Source organism: Dyadobacter sp. (assembly GCF_017744695.1).
Classification (GTDB): domain Bacteria; phylum Bacteroidota; class Bacteroidia; order Cytophagales; family Spirosomataceae; genus Dyadobacter.
This window is the reverse complement of record NZ_JAGIAS010000005.1, coordinates 172,574-186,827: the sequence shown is the minus strand read 5'-3', so window position 1 is coordinate 186,827 and position 14,254 is coordinate 172,574. Positions and strand designations below refer to the sequence as shown.

The 14,254-nt window shown below is 51.3% G+C and carries 11 protein-coding genes; 4 read left to right on the top strand and 7 right to left on the bottom strand.

Annotation, left to right across the window (positions count from 1 at the left end):
• Positions 1-19 precede the first annotated feature (19 nt).
• Positions 20-973 (bottom strand): Fic family protein, encoded by a 954-nt coding sequence (locus tag J7619_RS19180; RefSeq protein WP_291202144.1) that lies wholly within the window; start codon positions 971-973, stop codon positions 20-22.
• Between the two features lie 132 nt (positions 974-1,105).
• Positions 1,106-1,396, bottom strand: a complete 291-nt coding sequence (locus J7619_RS19175; RefSeq protein ID WP_291202141.1) for a hypothetical protein — start codon at positions 1,394-1,396, stop codon at positions 1,106-1,108.
• A 474-nt stretch (positions 1,397-1,870) separates the two neighbouring features.
• Between J7619_RS19175 and J7619_RS19170 the strand changes: the two genes are divergently transcribed.
• Positions 1,871-4,075: a type IA DNA topoisomerase gene (locus J7619_RS19170; RefSeq protein WP_291202138.1), complete on the top strand. Its 2,205-nt coding sequence runs from the start codon at positions 1,871-1,873 to the stop codon at positions 4,073-4,075.
• A gap of 2 nt (positions 4,076-4,077) precedes the next feature.
• On the opposite strand, the gene J7619_RS19165 is transcribed toward J7619_RS19170, so the two are convergent.
• Complete coding sequence (locus J7619_RS19165) at positions 4,078-4,320, bottom strand: transcriptional regulator (protein ID WP_291202135.1); 243 nt, start codon at positions 4,318-4,320, stop codon at positions 4,078-4,080.
• A gap of 190 nt (positions 4,321-4,510) precedes the next feature.
• Here J7619_RS19165 and J7619_RS19160 point away from each other — a divergent pair, with 190 nt between their 5' ends.
• Both J7619_RS19160 and J7619_RS19155 read left to right on the top strand, forming a co-directional pair.
• Complete coding sequence (locus J7619_RS19160) at positions 4,511-5,356, top strand: aldo/keto reductase (RefSeq protein WP_291202132.1); 846 nt, start codon at positions 4,511-4,513, stop codon at positions 5,354-5,356.
• A gap of 2 nt (positions 5,357-5,358) precedes the next feature.
• Positions 5,359-6,108, top strand: coding sequence for an SDR family NAD(P)-dependent oxidoreductase (locus tag J7619_RS19155; RefSeq protein WP_291202130.1), 750 nt, complete (start codon positions 5,359-5,361; stop codon positions 6,106-6,108).
• 3 nt (positions 6,109-6,111) lie between these two features.
• Here J7619_RS19155 and J7619_RS19150 read toward each other — a convergent pair whose 3' ends face one another.
• The 3 genes from J7619_RS19150 to J7619_RS19140 form a co-directional block, all read right to left on the bottom strand.
• Positions 6,112-7,467, bottom strand: a complete 1,356-nt coding sequence (locus tag J7619_RS19150; RefSeq protein WP_291202128.1) for an amidohydrolase family protein — start codon at positions 7,465-7,467, stop codon at positions 6,112-6,114.
• A 46-nt stretch (positions 7,468-7,513) separates the two neighbouring features.
• Positions 7,514-8,680, bottom strand: a complete 1,167-nt coding sequence (locus J7619_RS19145) for a Gfo/Idh/MocA family protein (protein WP_291202125.1) — start codon at positions 8,678-8,680, stop codon at positions 7,514-7,516.
• Between the two features lie 118 nt (positions 8,681-8,798).
• Entirely contained in the window at positions 8,799-9,626 is an 828-nt protein-coding gene (locus tag J7619_RS19140) for a DUF481 domain-containing protein (protein ID WP_291202123.1), read from the bottom strand.
• 58 nt (positions 9,627-9,684) lie between these two features.
• Here J7619_RS19140 and J7619_RS19135 point away from each other — a divergent pair, with 58 nt between their 5' ends.
• Positions 9,685-13,086: a DEAD/DEAH box helicase gene (locus J7619_RS19135; RefSeq protein ID WP_291202121.1), complete on the top strand. Its 3,402-nt coding sequence runs from the start codon at positions 9,685-9,687 to the stop codon at positions 13,084-13,086.
• On the opposite strand, the gene J7619_RS19130 is transcribed toward J7619_RS19135, so the two are convergent.
• A complete protein-coding gene (locus tag J7619_RS19130; protein WP_291202119.1) occupies positions 13,083-14,225 on the bottom strand; it encodes a glycoside hydrolase family 18 protein in 1,143 nt (380 codons plus the stop codon). The genes J7619_RS19135 and J7619_RS19130 overlap by 4 nt on opposite strands.
• Positions 14,226-14,254 lie beyond the last annotated feature (29 nt).

The following is a 14,254-nucleotide window of genomic DNA, read 5'->3' as shown; positions in this document are numbered from 1 at the left end:
TCAAGGCCTGCGGCCGCAGCTAGCGTTTCCGCTTTCTGTTTTCTACATAATCCTTCACCGCCTCCCGCGTAGTATACCAGACATTCCCTTCTTTATAGGCGTCAATCTTCCCCTGGCGTGCCAGCAGGCTCACATACTCCTGCCCGTAAGGTACTTCCGGCTCCTCCACAATGCGCACAATCGGCTCATATTCATACTCATAACCCGGCAAAGCATTGAGGTAAATATTCAAACTACGTTCCAAAGCCTGGGTCATCAAAACCCCGAGCTTTTGGTACGAGCCCTTGTTGGCCTGGTTCAAAGCTTCATAATACTTCTTCCTGTCATTTTTAAGAATGATAGCCGGTGGAAACCCGGCACGCATGAGCAAAAGGTTCATCGCCAGCCGCACCGTCCGCCCATTTCCATCAAAAAAAGGATGGATCCAAACCAGGCGATGGTGAAAAACAGTAGCCAGAAGTATGTCATTCAAGCCCATCGGGTTCTCATTGATGAATCCGATTAGCTGGTCGAGCAGGTCTGGTACCTTCCGGGCATTAGGCGGTGTAAAGTTCGCGCCCACAATACGTACGCCCGCGTCGCGTATGCGGCCCGCGAAATCATCTTCGATGGACCGCAACACCAGCCCGTGCAGCGAAAGGATGTCGATACTCCGCATGGCATAATCCGGGCTCACCAGGCCATACAGGTACTGGATCGCCTTCTCATGGTTATGCGCTTCAAAATGCTCCCGTAGTGACTTCCCTTTAATGGTAATGCCCTCCTGCAACACCAGTTGCGTTTCTCGTAAACTAAGCGTGTTGCCCTCGATACTATTGCTGTTATAGGTCCATTCCAAAGCAAGCCCCTCCCTGATCTTCACAAGAGCGGAACCAGGAATGGGGCGACTGTTCTTAATCTGGTCGCGTTTTTCATACAACCTGTCAAATACGGGTTGCATGTCAAGCATATCGGTAAGGTCTATCTCAAACATACCCCAAATATCGGGATTTCCTTTTTTACTTCCTATCCGATATTAAGCCACTGCCAACAAAAAAAGGGAGAAAATCTTCTCCCTTTTTAAACCATCAATCAATCTTAACCGAACCCCATGAGGTTCAATCACTTACTTCGTAGTTACACTTTTCAATTGGAGGCCTACGATAGCGGCTTTTTGAGCTGCGCTATAATTGGTGTCAGGCGTATTTTTCACTTTTTGCGGCGCTGGGCTTTCCAGGACTGGTGCCGTAGCGGGCAATGTGTTGTTAACAACTGCTACTTTGGTTTTTTCTTCAACTGTATATGTAGAATTGTTGTTGGCATAAGCTGCGCTAGTGATTGCTACCAAAGCAACGGCTAGCAGGTTTTTTGCATTTTTCATTGGTAATAGTGTTTTGTGTTTTGCTTGTGTTCTCATTCGTATTTCGAGTACAAATATAATACAATATTCTGAAAACAAACGTTCAACGCACTTGATAGCAGAATAATACAACACCAATAATCGACACAAAGCCCGCTTCATACAGTATCATTCATATAACTATTCAAAGATTGAAAAATTAAAAATCGCCAAATATCCGTTTTTTCGACCCCATAACATTTCGCACCGCCGGGCGCTTATATTACCTTATTGTTAAGCGCCATTAAACACTTCTATTTTATTCTAAGCCAACCACTCAAAACCAAATTAAATTTGGAGTGGATTCTACCAATACCCAAAATCGCAGAAGAATTGATCCGCAGAACCTAAAAACCGCGAAATTTTTTTGAAAAATTTTTAAAAATTTTTTCTCTCGATTGATTATTCGGTCAGAATTGGCCCTTCACACATCCTTTTACCCGCCGGCAGGAAGGCAAATCGAAGGAGTGACGGCGGGAAGTCTGGACAAAAATGACCATCTTTGCAGCCCTCAAAGGGAGCGACAACAGACACACCGGTCGGAAAAACAGCGACCGCGGAAAGGAACCTATGAAAGTTTGCATTGCGGAAAAACCCAGCGTTGCCAAAGATATTGCAGCAGTGATCGGCGCAGGCCAGCGCCGCGACGGCTATTACGAAGGTAACGGCTATCAGGTAACCTGGACTTTCGGCCATTTCTGCACATTAAAAGAGCCCCACGACTATACCGAGCGCTGGAAATCATGGCGGCTGGAAGACCTGCCCATGATCCCTTCCAGTTTCGGGATCAAACTGATAGATAATGAAGGCGCCATGCGGCAGTTCGGCGTCATCGAAACGCTCGTGCGCAATTGTGAAGAGGTGATCAACTGTGGTGACGCAGGCCAGGAAGGTGAGCTGATCCAGCGCTGGGTACTGCTGAAAGCAAAATGCACTGTGCCTGTCAAGCGGCTGTGGATCTCGTCGCTTACCGAACAGGCTATCCGCGAGGGCTTCGACAAACTCCGCGAAGGCAGCCAGTACGACAACCTGTACGCGGCCGGCAGCGCCCGCGCGATTGGCGACTGGCTACTCGGAATGAATGCGACGCGCCTCTTTACCAAAAAATTCGGTGGTGGAAAAGCCGTATTGTCCATCGGACGCGTGCAGACCCCCACCCTCGCGCTGATCGTCCAGCGACAAAAGGAAATAGATGCATTTGTTTCGGAAGAATACTGGGAGCTGAAAACGATCTACCGCGAAACGGAGTTTACCGCGACAATCGATCGCATCAAAAATGTCGAAAAAGCCAATAAAGGCCTGGCTTACCTGCAACAGCACGATTTTGAGATAACCGCTTTTGAAAAGAAGGAAGGAAAAGAAGGCAATCCCAGGCTTTTCGACCTTACCTCATTGCAAGTCGAGGCGAATAAAAAATACGGCTATTCGGCAGAGGACACTTTGAAACATATTCAAAACCTCTACGAAAAGAAATTCGTCACTTACCCGCGCGTAGATACCACTTACCTTTCGGAAGATTTGCACCCGAAAATGGAGGGAATCCTGCGGGAGCTGACCTATTACAGCCAGTACACGGCCCCGCTGCTTGCTAACCTGCCGATCCCCAAGTCGAAAAACGTTTTCGACGACAAGAAGGTAACCGATCACCATGCGATTATCCCTACGGGCGTGCTGCCTGTGCATATCGGCCAGGACGAAAAGCGCATTTACGATCTGATCACCAGGCGTTTTATCGCCGTTTTTTACCCTGAATGTAAGGTATCCAATACGACCGTGCTCGGAATGGTCGGACAGGTGGAATTCAAAGCTACTGGCAAGCAAATCCTCGAACTAGGCTGGCGGGAATTGTACGTGAACGACAATGCCGCCAAAAAAGAAGCCGAAGAGGAAAAAGTAATGCCGATTTTCGAGGTAGGTGAACGCGGTCCGCACGAACCACGCGTGCACCAGGGCAAAACCTCCCCGCCGAAAGCCTACACCGAGGCCACTTTGCTACGCGCCATGGAAACCGCCGGGAAGCAAGTCGAGGACGAGGAAATGCGGGAATTAATGAAAGACAACGGGATAGGCCGCCCGTCGACACGTGCCAACATCATTGAGACGCTCTTCAAACGTAAATACATCGAAAAGAAAAAGAAGAACGTCTTTGCGACCCAAACCGGCATCGACCTGATCGACACCATTCAGAACGAACTGCTCAAAAGTGCCGAACTCACCGGCCACTGGGAACGTAAGCTCCGCCTGATCGAAAAGGGCGAATACGCCATGGACACTTTCAAGCAGGAATTGATTGAAATGGTCGTAAAACTCACGCACGAAGTTAAAAACGAACGTGCGCGGTCCATCACCATTATCGAGGAAGCGCCGGCGGTCGTGGAGAAAGAGGAAAAGCCTAAAAAAGAGCGCAAGCCCCGGGAACCTAAAGAAGAGGTCCCGATCGAAGCCCTTCATTGCCCCAAATGTAAGGAGCACCTTTTAAAAAAGGGCAAAACAGCTTACGGATGCAGCAATTTCCAGGCTTGCGGTTTTAAAATACCTTTTGAGTTCCTCGGCAAAAAACTGACCGACAAACACGTATTCGACTTGCTTAGCAAAGGTAAAACCGCCAAAATCAAAGGCCTTCAAATCCCCGGCAGCCCCGACCCGATCGACGCGCGGCTGGTGATGAATGGCGACTTCAATTTTGAAGTCGGATAGCGTTACATCGGACTATTGGTCGTCTCCACGTAAGGCAAATGAAAAGTTATACCCGAAATCTGACATAAGGCCAGAAATTCGGATAGCGTCGGCATCACCCCTTTGTTCAGTATCCTGTCAGACGATTTCCGGGATATTCCAGCCTCTTCAAGCGCGTCCGTCAGGTTGATACCCTTCACTTTTACAATCTCCTTGATGTCGTCGACCAATTCCCTGGAGCGGGTTTCAAATACTGTGGTTTCCATTTGTTGATGATGTTTGGTTTTAAGCTGAAAAGAACAAAACCGTGCCAAAGTTTTGTCGCCCGATACCACGCTTCCGGCCTGGCGTGACATTTGCTTTGTGAAAAATGAGTATGCCTCACATCCCTCCTTCCTTGAATGAAAAGCTACATTCCGCAGTTTCCTATGAAGCGATTTTTAACTACAAATCAATATGAGTAACTATCATCAACATGCCGGTTCATTCAGGATTGCCGGGGAAATAGAGATCAACCGGCTGGGTTATGGCGGTATGCAACTGACCGGCCAGGGAGTTTGGGGCGATGCGCCCGACCGCGAAAATGCGAAGAAAGTGCTTCGCGCAGCAGTGGAAGCAGGCGTCAATTTCATCGATACCGCCGATTCCTACGGACCCCATACCAACGAAACACTCATCGCCGACGCGCTTTCGCCCTATCCCGCAGACCTTCTCATTGCTACAAAAGGTGGATTTGAGCGCACCGGCCCAAACCAATGGCGCGTCAATGGCCATCCCGAGCACATCCGGCAGGCCATTGACGGAAGCCTTAAAAGATTGAAAAAAGAGGTAATCGACTTGTGGCAGCTGCATCGCATCGACTCGCGTTTCCCGGTCGAGGAAACCCTTGGGCCGGTGGTGGATGCGGTCAAAGCGGGCAAGATCCGGCATGTCGGATTATCGGAAGTGGATGTGGAGCAGGTCAAACGCGCAGAGAAGACGGTACCGATCGTGTCAGTTCAAAATCTTTACAATCTGGGTAACCGGAGGTGGGAAGATGTGCTGGATTACACGATAAACCGTGGAATGGCTTTCATACCGTGGTACCCGCTTGCGTCAGGGCCCGAGAAATTGAAGCACAAAATCTCAGGCATCGCCGAGAAACACCAGGCCACCACGGCACAGATCGCACTGGCCTGGCTGCTCCAGCGCGCACCGAATATCCTGCTGATTCCGGGAACTAGCTCACTGAAACACCTGGAAGAAAACTTGCAGGGAGGAAATATCCGGTTGTCCGAGAAAGACTTCAAAGCATTATCCTGATTATGAGCGACTATCAACACAAAGTAGTAATCGTGACCGGTGCCGGAAACGGCATCGGCAGCGTGGTAGCAACCCATTATGCCCGGCGAGGCGCAAGTGTAGCGCTATGGGACCGCGATCCGGATGGGTTACGGGCCGTGCAGGAAACATTGGAAAATGAAGGCCTTCAAGCCAACTCCCTGGTCATTGACCTGACCAATCCCGATGAAATTGTGCGGGGTATTGAACAGGTAAAAGCGTCATTTGGAAGAATCGACGTGCTGATCAACAATGCAGGTTTAGGCCGCACGAAATCCCCTTTTGAGCTTAGCGTCGAAGACTGGGACTATGTGTTGAATACCAATCTGCGGGGTAGCTTTCTTTGCGCACGTGAGGCTGCGCAGGTGATGCGTGCGCAGGGCAAGGGCGCGATCGTGAACATAGCGTCCACGCGCGCGCTGATGTCCGAGCCAAATACGGAGGCATATGCGGCTTCCAAAGGAGGCATCCTGGCATTAACCCACGCATTGGCTATCTCGCTCGGCCCCGACCGCATTACCGTGAATGCGATCAGTCCCGGGTGGATCGAAACCGGCGATTACAATCAGCTGAAAGCCTCGGATCACGCCCAGCACCCGGCGGGCCGCGTAGGTAAGCCCGACGACATTGCCAGGGCGTGTCTGTACCTGACCGCCCCCGAAAACGACTTCATCACCGGTACCAATCTGATCATCGACGGCGGTATGACGCGCAAAATGATTTACGAAGAATAGCGGCTACTTCTCGATCTTTTTTAGCTCGCTGTCCAGGAAGGTTTTGGGAAGCCACTTCGTGCCGATCATGACACCCTCAATGGTTTTGGTATTACCAATGTTTTCGAGCGGATTGGCAGCAAGTAGCACCAGATCGGACACGTTACCGGTCTTGATAGAGCCTGAGTTGGGTTTGTTCAGATAACCCGCCACATTTACCGTACCCGTTTTCAATGCCTCGTAGGGTGTCAGTCCGGCATCGACGAGGTATTTTAATTCGTGATGGGTAGCGAAACCAGGCACATTCAACACCTGCGGCGCGTCGCAACCGAGCATGAGCTGCACACCGCCTTTTTGACAAGCCAGAATCAGTTTGCGGCGAATATCGACAAATGCCTCCGCCCGCTCTTTGTTGAATTTAGGATTGTTAACGTAACTGCTCTTGGCATTCAGCCAGTTCTTCTTTTCCTCGGCCGTCATGTACTTCCATTCCGGGTCATTTTCATAAGCTGACGCAGGTAGCGGGGAAAGCCAGCGCTCCGCAATGGCCTGGGTCGGCACAACGCGGATGTTTTTGTCTTTCAAACCCTTGATCAGCTTCGGAATGCGGGTAGTATCGGCTGCATAGGCGATCCAGGAGCCGAAAAGGCCGGTTTCCTGCTCTGCCAGCGTGTCGGTACCGGGCACGATGGCCTCCACAAACCCGTCGAGGTGGTCGATCGATGAATACCCCGCATCTATTGCAGCCCAAACTCCGACAGCGAACGAAACGTGGCCTACCATACCGATACCCAGCTCTCTGGAGGTTTTGGCAATGCCGGGAAAAGTCTCTTTCGTGAGTCCCGGAAGCAGTTTCAGGTAATCGTAGCCGGCTGCCTTTTCTTCCTTCACCATTTCAATGCCCCGTGCAGCCGTTTTCACGGTTTGCCCGCTGAATGCGGGGCCGGTAGTGTAGAAATTCGGTCCCAGCACTTCCCCGCTCCGCACTTTTTCCCGGAGTTCGAGATGCCTGGCATTACCGAGCATGCCGCGGATCGTGGTAATGCCGTTGGCCAGATACAATGTAAGCACATCCTTCATCGGACCGAAATCGTCGATCGCAGGCACGTGTGCGTGCATTTCCGACCAGCCGGGCACGAGGTATTTACCTTTGGCATCCACCACCAGCGCGTCGCCGGCAGTTTTGGCATTCGTACCAATGGAAACAATTTTTCCGTTCCTGACCACCACCGTCTGATCCTTCAAAACCTTCTCTCGGTCCATCGGGATCACATTCACCGACTTGAAGACAATATCACGGTCGACATTGCTCACAGGGCCCTGCGCGAAACCCGCCTGGGCGCCCATTAACCCGAAAATGAAAATCAGTCTGCGTATCATAGTTTGTGAAGTGTTTTGCAAAGTGGTCAGGAACGGGATTGTCGCGTTAGCTTATCACCGAAACGTTCTGCGCATTCTTCTGCGCTTTCAGGCACAATTCCGTCGCCAGGAAGCAATACTCCTGCGACATGGCCGTTTCGGTGCGGTTCAGCACGTCGTCCACAAGCTGGCGGCCATAAGGCAACTCTACCTGGCTGCAATCGACGTAAGTCGTTTCTTTGTTATTCACTACAAAAAGGTGGTTACCGCCTTCGCGGCCGCCGATATCGATGTTCTTGCGAATCTCGATAAAACCTTCGGTACCGAGCACGGTCAGACGGCCGTCGCCCCAGGTTTTCAGGCCGTCGGGTGTAAACCAGTCGACACGGATATAGCCCGAGCCTCCATTACCACGCAGCATGGCATCACCGAAATCCTCGAATTTGGGATACTGCGGGTGGTTTACATTACCTACCTGCGAGGCTACCACTTGCGCCTTGGTAGAATTGGTGAAGAACAAATATTGGTCAAACTGGTGCGAAGCAATGTCGCATATGATACCACCGAAGCGCTTTTTGTCGAAAAACCATTCGGGGCGGGTGTTCGCACTCATCCGGTGCGGGCCTAAGCCGATCGTTTGCACCACTTTGCCGATAATGCCCTGCTTAACCAGCTCACCAGCCTTTACGGTCGCGCGGTTTTCGAGTCGCTCGCTGTACATAATCGAGTAAATGCGCTTGGTTTCCTTCTGCACTTTGCGCACTTCGGCAAGCTGTTCGAGGGTGGTAAGGCCCGGTTTGTCGACCATATAATCCTTTCCCGCCTTCATCACACGCACGCCCAGGGGCCCGCGCTCGTCGGGTATGCCCGAGCTGAGTACGAGTTGTATCGATTTGTCGTCGAGGATTTCCGCCTCCGACTTGGCCTGCTTTGCGTTCGGATAACGTTTCGCAAATGCAGCTGTCAGGTCCGGTTCTTTGGCAAAAAATGAAACCAGCTCCCCGCCGCCGCGCGTTACCGCCTCCACCTGTCCGTAAATATGGCCGTGGTTCATGCCTATCACCGCAAACTTGATGCGGGACGCAGGTACGGGTGCGAAAACAGGGCCGTCGGCAATCTCGGTTTTGATAGAACCGTACGCATTAGGGGTCAGTTGCGGAAACATCGCCAGGCCGGCGGCTGAATAAAGCGAATTACGCAGGAAGTCACGGCGATTGTCCTGTTGATTTCTCATTGCTCGATTGGGAATGTAGTGAATACTTAGTAAAGCACATTTTGGACAGATATAATGTACTGACCATATGGACAGCATTCCGCACCGCTCTCCCTGACAATCCCATTATCGGAATCGTCTATTTATTTCCTACTGAAATCCCAAAAGTAATCCGCGAGTCGTTTCGCTTGCGTCCGACCTCGACTACGCTTTCGTAAGAGTTTTCAAAGCTCGTCCTGAGCGTTACCCATTTGTTGAGCGGCATTTCAGCAGAAAGGATTGTGTTCCAGCGCACATTCGAAAGATCGTTCAATGCGGGCTGAATGAATGTGAGGTGATTGAAACGGAATTTATCCGACAGAAATGAATGCTTTCCCTTGACCCGAAACGAGTTCCGGATGGTAGTCACTGTTGCTTTTTCAAAAAAGTTGGTCGATTCGTAAAGCAGCGCATCGGTGAGGCTAAGGTCGTGTGCTTTCGTTTTGATGACCCGGTACCCGATTCCCGCACCGGCCATTTGCCGCAAATCGATGCGGCGCAGATTGCTGGTTTCCAATGCGGCGAGCCCGAAAACGTAGGTCTTGCGCTTTTTAAAAACATCCACAAACAAGTCTACATAAGTGTCGCGCTCAGCCAGTACGCCATTCTGTTTTCCATAGGTAAATCGCGGATTGGTAGCGATGTTGATCACCGGTCCGCTGAAAATAAGCTCTGCGCGGAGGACCATTAGGCTGCGATTCACATTCCCTTTGGTAAAATTGCCGTCGCCGATGAGCCGGTACCGGATGGTGTCGATCAGCACAGGCGAAGATATAATGGCCGTATCCGGCTGGGGAGCGGCAACCGTGTCGGCCGGTAGCACTTTCAATGTATCGGTTTTGACGTCTTGCGCCCGTGCAGGGGCGGCAATCAGTAGTATAACGAGAATGGCAGGCGTGAAGAAACGGAAGCAGGTCAGATTTTTCATTAACGCAAATTTTGCAAAATAATGGTGCCAAACGTAGCGCAGTTGGTTAATTTGCCATATGAACAAGAATGAACCAGCCGGAGGGGCCGCGCCGAGCCAGCATAACTATATTTTCCTGGATTTTAACCTCGCCGAGCTCTCCACCACGCACATTCTCAACCATAGCGCCGACATGCCTGCTACCGAGCGCCGCGGCTATTTCGAGATCCAGCCCGACGACATGGTGGTGGATTACGCCGCATTCCGCATTCAATGGGGCGGTGAGGCTTACAAGGTGGTGGTGAAGCAGAATGACCGGATGGTGAACCTCTACTGTGAATGCTCGCGGCCCAAACGCAAGCTCTGCGAACACCAGGTACAGGTACTTTACAACATCATGAACCGCAGGGATTTCCGCGCATTTTTTGACAAAAACATCCGCAATGACCGCCTGCGTGCCCTTGCCGCCGACTACGGCATGGAAACCGAACCCGACCTGAGCCAATATTTTACGATCGAATATGTGAACCGCGAGCTGCGCGTGCAGCCGCTGATCAAAGAGCTTATCCCGATCAGCCAGGCCGCTGTTTCGGCCATGCAGGACCAGCTCTTTTCGGACCCCGCCCGGCATTTACCCGAGTCCAAACCCGCCGACGCGAATACCCGTACCATCGTCGCCATTGGCCTCAACAAGTACTACGACCATTTTTTCCTCGAAATGTATGAGGCGCCCGTAACGCGGGAAGGCAAGTTGAAAAATCCTTTCACGGCGCTTAACCCACTGGAACAACTCTGGAAAACGCAAGACCACGATCTTTCGCGATTCTACACGGCCATTGCGTCGTTCGGCAATAATTTCAGGAAGAAAAACCCGGAAACCGATCTCGCCGGACTTCGCGCCGTGCTCAAAAACCCGGAGAAGCTGGATTTTTACTACCATAATCAGCTGATCTCCGATAATATCAACGCGGGCTCGCTTGTGCCTGTCAAGCTGGCGCAGTCCGATGTGGACGTGCATCTGACGATCGATAAAAAAGACCCGTTCTTCCGTATTTCCGGCCAGTTGATCATCGACAGTGTTCATCTCGACCTGGAAAATGTTGAAATCCGCTATGACTATTTTGTGTTGTATAAAGACTCGCTGCATTTAATTGAAAGCGAGGACGTTCTGAAAGTACTTTACTTTTTCAGGCAACACAACCAGCGCATTTACATCCACGAAACCAAGTTCGAGGACTTCCGTCAGAACCTGCTCGCGAAATTGCCCCCGCGCATACGCATCTCGTACACGTACGTGAAGCCCGCAACGCCTGCGCAACGCGAGGAACAGGGTTTCGACGGGCGCGTGGAGAAGATTATCTACCTGGAAGATGTGGGCGACTACGTGCTTATTACCCCGGTCGTAAAGTACGGTGCCGTAGAAGTGCCGCTATACACCAAAAACGACATTTACTCCGTTGACGGGCACGGCAACCCGTTCGTTGTGAAACGCGATCAGGAGGAAGAGCTGCGCTACATGGCCGCCATGATGCGCCAGCACCCGGATTTCGAGTACCAGCTCGAAGAAGGCATCGAGGACAAACATTTCTTTTACCTTCATCGCAGCCGGTTCCTGGACGAAAACTGGTTTCCCGACGCATTCGATGAATGGAAAAACCAGGGCATCACCATTCTCGGTTTTAACCAGATTACCAAAAACCGCCTCAACCTACACAAGGCGAAGGTTTCGATCCACGTCCACAGCGGCATCAACTGGTTCAATACCACGGCCACCGTGCAGTTCGGTTCGCAGAAAGTGACCCTGAAAAACCTGCATAAAGCAGCCAAAAACCGCAATAAATACGTAGAACTGGGCGACGGCACATTAGGTATCCTGCCGGACCAGTGGCTCGAAAAGTTTGCCAAATTCTTCGAAGTGGGCGAAATCGTGGGCGAGGAAATCCATACCCCGAAAATCAGTTTCGCCGCGGTACACGAAATGTACGACGCCGAAATGCTCGACCGCGAGGCGCAGGAGCAGATTGCATTTTACGAGTCGAAGTTCACAGATTTTGAATCGATCAAGCCGGTGCCGGTGCCTAAAAAGTTGAAGGCGACCCTGCGAGGCTATCAGAAACAAGGCCTGAACTGGCTTAATTTCCTCGACGATTTCAACTTCGGCGGCTGCCTGGCGGATGATATGGGCTTGGGTAAAACCTTGCAGATCATCGCATTCATTTTATTACAAAGAAAAAAACAGGTACGGAACACCAACCTCATTATCGTGCCTACTTCACTGGTTTTCAACTGGCAGGCCGAGGTAGCCAGGTTCGCGCCGGACATCCGGATGCTCACCATTTACGGCTCCGATCGCGTGAAGGATACTGCGGATTTTGACAATTATGAAATCATCCTGACTTCTTATGGCACGCTGCTCTCGGATGTAAATTTTTTGAAGAAATACCATTTCAACTACATTATCCTCGACGAATCGCAGACCATCAAAAACCCGGAATCTCAGCGTTACAAGGCCGTCAGGCTGCTCCATGCGCGCAACCGCATTGTCATGACGGGTACGCCGGTGGAAAACAATACTTTCGACCTGTACGGGCAGCTTTCATTCGCCTGCCCCGGCCTGTTGGGTAACAAAACACAGTTCCGTAACCATTTCTCCGTCCCTATCGACCGCTTCAAAGATGCCGAGCGGGCCGTGGAGTTGCAAAAGCGCGTGAGTCCGTTCATCCTGCGGCGCACCAAGCAACAGGTTGCCTCGGAGCTGCCCGAAAAAACGGAAATGGTGATCTACTGCGAAATGGGCGAAGAGCAGCGGCGTGTATACAATGCGTACGAGCTGGAATTTTATATTTACCTCAACACCACCAGCGAAGGCGACATCAAGCGCACGCAACTGCATGTGCTGCAAGGACTGACCAAGTTGCGCCAGATCTGCGACTCGCCCGCACTACTTCGCGACGATAAGTTCTACGGCAATGCCTCCGCCAAGATCGACACCCTCGTAGAGCAGATCGAAAGCAAAGCACCGCAGCATAAGATCCTGGTATTCTCGCAGTTCGTATCCATGCTCGACCTTATCCGCCCCGAACTGGAAAGCCGCGGAATCGGCTACGAATACCTCACCGGCCAGTCGCGCGACAGGGCCGCAAAGGTGGAGAATTTCCAGACCAATCCCGATGTGCGCGTGTTCCTGATCTCGATGAAAGCCGGCGGTACGGGCCTCAACCTTACCGAGGCGGATTACGTGTACCTGATTGACCCATGGTGGAACCCCGCCGTCGAAAACCAGGCTATCGACCGTTCACACCGCATTGGTCAGGACAAGCATGTGATCGCCGTACGGCTGATATGCCCCGACACGATCGAGGAAAAAATCATGGAATTGCAGGAAACGAAGAAAGACCTGGCCAATGATCTGATCAAAACCGATTCCGATATTCTCAAATCATTGACCAGGGACGATTTGCTGCGGCTGGTAGCGCGCTAGTCGAGGTTTTTGTGTATTTCATTGATCAGGTATTCTTTCGGGTCATTGAAATACTCCCAGAAGAAAATACCAGCCAACTTGTTCTTTTTAACATACTTGCATTTCCCTTTGACCGACTTCTCGTCTTCATAGGTGATGAGTACTTTGGTGGAATCGTTGAACAGGTAAGGCGCTTTGGCCTTTTTATCATAGTACTTCTTGTAGCCGTTCTGATCGATGAGCGTGTCTTTCAGTTTGGTATAACCGCCTCCCTGCACCGATTTGACGCGTCTGGCACCCAAGCCGTGGTTTTCAGCCGTTTCCGCCTCCCAGCCTTTGCCGTAGAATGCCGCACCAAGCCCGATTTTGCTCGCAGGCACGCCCGCAGCGATGAAATTCTTCACCGACCGGTCGGCAGACGAACCTTCACCCGACGGATCATAGTCGTAGAGATTGGTATGGTGCCCAACCGTGCCGTTACGACCACCGTAGTCATAGGTCATAATCAGCACGTAATCGAGGTACACCTGCGCCAGGGCCATTTCAGTGTGCTCGATAAAAGATTTCGAACCGCCCACGGCCGTCGTAAGCAGGTATTTTTTGCCCTTTTCTTTTTCAAGCAAGTTCAACTCATCGCGCAATGCTTTGAACATCAATGTAAAATTCTGTTTGTCCTCCGGTCGATAGATATTCCCTTCCTCGCCCCGCATACCCGGATACTCCCAGTCGATGTCCACACCGTCGAGGTCGTACTGCCGAACGATATCGACGCTGGATTTCGCAAATTTCAAGCGGGAAGATTCCGTCAGTACCGCATCCGAAAAGTTTTCGCTCCATGCCCATCCGCCGATCGAAATCACAATTTTCAGGTCCGGGTTCTTCTTTTTGAGCGCATTCAGTTTTCTGAAATTGGTGGAATCCGTCGCCAGGTTGGTAAGCACGGCCATGCTGTCCTGCACATTCACAAATGCGTAGTTGATGTGCGTCAGTTTTTCAGCATCGATTTCTTCCACGTTCGCTAGTCCGCGGAACCCGCCCACGTAGGCATTCACGATGTATTTTTTCTTCTTTTGGGCCGAAACGGCGCCGGAAATGAGCAGGCACAGGGCAAGCGCGAGGAAAGGGAAGCCCGGAAACGGCTTCGCAGCAAAGCATTTCATAGAGGTCAGTAAATTTAGGTTCAGGATAT

What these genes read in the sequence shown, in the direction of transcription:
- J7619_RS19175 (WP_291202141.1), bottom strand. Translation starts at nt 1,396, where the DNA reads ATGAGAACACAAGCAAAACACAAAACACTATTACCAATGAAAAATGCA.
- J7619_RS19180 (WP_291202144.1), bottom strand. Translation starts at nt 973, where the DNA reads ATGTTTGAGATAGACCTTACCGATATGCTTGACATGCAACCCGTATTT.
- J7619_RS19135 (WP_291202121.1), top strand. Translation starts at nt 9,685, where the DNA reads ATGAACAAGAATGAACCAGCCGGAGGGGCCGCGCCGAGCCAGCATAAC.
- J7619_RS19170 (WP_291202138.1), top strand. Translation starts at nt 1,871, where the DNA reads ATGACCATCTTTGCAGCCCTCAAAGGGAGCGACAACAGACACACCGGT.
- J7619_RS19150 (WP_291202128.1), bottom strand. Translation starts at nt 7,467, where the DNA reads ATGATACGCAGACTGATTTTCATTTTCGGGTTAATGGGCGCCCAGGCG.
- J7619_RS19140 (WP_291202123.1), bottom strand. Translation starts at nt 9,626, where the DNA reads ATGAAAAATCTGACCTGCTTCCGTTTCTTCACGCCTGCCATTCTCGTT.
- J7619_RS19160 (WP_291202132.1), top strand. Translation starts at nt 4,511, where the DNA reads ATGAGTAACTATCATCAACATGCCGGTTCATTCAGGATTGCCGGGGAA.
- J7619_RS19155 (WP_291202130.1), top strand. Translation starts at nt 5,359, where the DNA reads ATGAGCGACTATCAACACAAAGTAGTAATCGTGACCGGTGCCGGAAAC.
- J7619_RS19145 (WP_291202125.1), bottom strand. Translation starts at nt 8,680, where the DNA reads ATGAGAAATCAACAGGACAATCGCCGTGACTTCCTGCGTAATTCGCTT.
- J7619_RS19165 (WP_291202135.1), bottom strand. Translation starts at nt 4,320, where the DNA reads ATGGAAACCACAGTATTTGAAACCCGCTCCAGGGAATTGGTCGACGAC.
- J7619_RS19130 (WP_291202119.1), bottom strand. Translation starts at nt 14,225, where the DNA reads ATGAAATGCTTTGCTGCGAAGCCGTTTCCGGGCTTCCCTTTCCTCGCG.